Origin of the sequence: Actinosynnema sp. NPDC059797 (assembly GCF_042732085.1) — a bacterium.
Taxonomy (GTDB): Bacteria; Actinomycetota; Actinomycetes; order Mycobacteriales; family Pseudonocardiaceae; genus Actinosynnema.
In genome coordinates this window covers 1-1,664 of sequence record NZ_JBHWIE010000702.1, presented here as the reverse complement: position 1 = coordinate 1,664, position 1,664 = coordinate 1, and the positions used below count along the sequence as shown (strand labels likewise).

Below are 1,664 nucleotides of genomic sequence, written 5' to 3'. Positions count from 1 at the left end.
GTCCGCAACTCCGCGACCCCCGGCGGGCGGGCCGGGTCGGCGGGCTCCACCACGGCGACGGCCGCGGGCCCGCGGTTGCCGGCGGTGCGCAGCTCGACCCGCGCGGCGCGCACCCCGGGGTGCGCCCGCAGCACGCGCGCCACCAGCGGCGTGTCGATGAAGCCGTTGTGCCGCAACCACCTCGTGGCTCGCGGTCCCAGGTGCTCGACCGCACCGTCCGGCCGCACCCGGGCCTCCTCGCCGGTGTCCACCCAGGACCCGTCGGCGGGGTCGGACGCGAACAGCGCGCCGGGCACGCCGACGTGCGCGGGCCCGCCGTCCGGGCCCAGCACGGCCAGCGCGCGCCCGGACGCGGGCCGCAGCACCGGCGGGTCCAGCGGGTCGATCGACCCCTCGGCGACGGACGGCGCCCCGGCCGGGCCCTCCACCGCCGGCGCCGAGGGCACGCCGCGCGCCACCGGTGCGCCCGACGACCGCGCCAGCGAGCGCACCGCCTCGTGGAAGTGCGCCGCGAACGCCTCCGCGCCCGCCGCGTCCATCGTCTGCGGCCGGTAGTCCAGCCGCACCAGGCCGCGCGGCCAGTCCGCCCGCACCTGGAGCGTCTTGTCGAACGTCGCCGACGTGTTGGCGGTGAAGAAGTCCCAGCTCAGGTCCAAGCCGGGGACGTCGAGCCGCAGGCCCCGCGGCGGGCGCGGGAAGGACAGCCCGAACTGGGTCATCAGCCGGCGCGCGGCCTTGTCCGGCACCTCGGCCAGCAGCCGCCGGAACGGCACCCGGCGGAACCGGCGCATCCGCGCCAGCGCCTCGTCCGCCTCGGCCAGCGCCACCCCGGGCGCCCGGTCGGCGGCGCACGGCAGCACCAGCGGCACGACGTTGACCTGGACGCCCGCGGTGCCCCGCGTGGTCTCGTCGCTGACGTCCGCGGCCACCGCCAGGACCGCCGAGTCGTTGCCGTACCAGGCGAGCTGGCGCGCCAGCGCGGCCAGCAGCGCGGTGAAGGTCGACACCGACGAGCGGGCCGCCAGCTCGCGCAGCGCCGCCACGTCCCGCTCGGCCAGCGGCGTGGTCGCGGTCGACCGCACCCCCGTCCGGCCGGGCTCCCGCCCGCCCTGCACCAGCAGCGGGCTCGTCACCCCGGGCAGCGCGCGCGACCAGAACGCGGCCGCCTCGGCGCACACCTCGTCGGTGGCGTCCGCCGGGTGCGCCGCGTCCAGCGGCGGCCCGAGCCCGTCCGGGTCGGTGAGCGCGCGGGCGAAGTCGGCGGCCACCACGAACTTGCTGCGGCCGTCGAAACCCGCGTGGTGGACCGAGAACACCACGGTCCGCCGCTCCGGCGCGTGCGCCAGCTCGTGGAACCGCACCGGCCCCTCGGCGGCCAGGTCCCACCGCCTGCGGTTCTCGCCGGCCGCCATGAACGCGGCGGCGGCGCCCCGCTCCGCGCCCGCCGCGCACGGCGCGGCCACCTCGTCGTAGGACAGGGCGTCCGCGGCGTCGCGCACCACCTGCCGCAGCTCGCCGTCCACGATGCGCAGCACGGATCGCAGCGGCTCGTGCCGGTGCAGCACGGCCAGCGCCGCGCGGCGCAGCCTGCCGGGTTCGAGCGGGCCGGTGATCGCCACCGCGAAGTAGCCGCTGCTGCTGATGCCCGGGTCGTACTCCTGCTC

At 78.8% G+C, this 1,664-nt stretch carries 1 protein-coding gene; it reads right to left on the bottom strand.

Annotation, left to right across the window (positions count from 1 at the left end; translation table 11 throughout):
- The coding region (locus ACFV4N_RS43480; RefSeq protein WP_499678552.1) for a condensation domain-containing protein at nt 1-1,664 on the bottom strand (1,664 nt) is incomplete at both ends.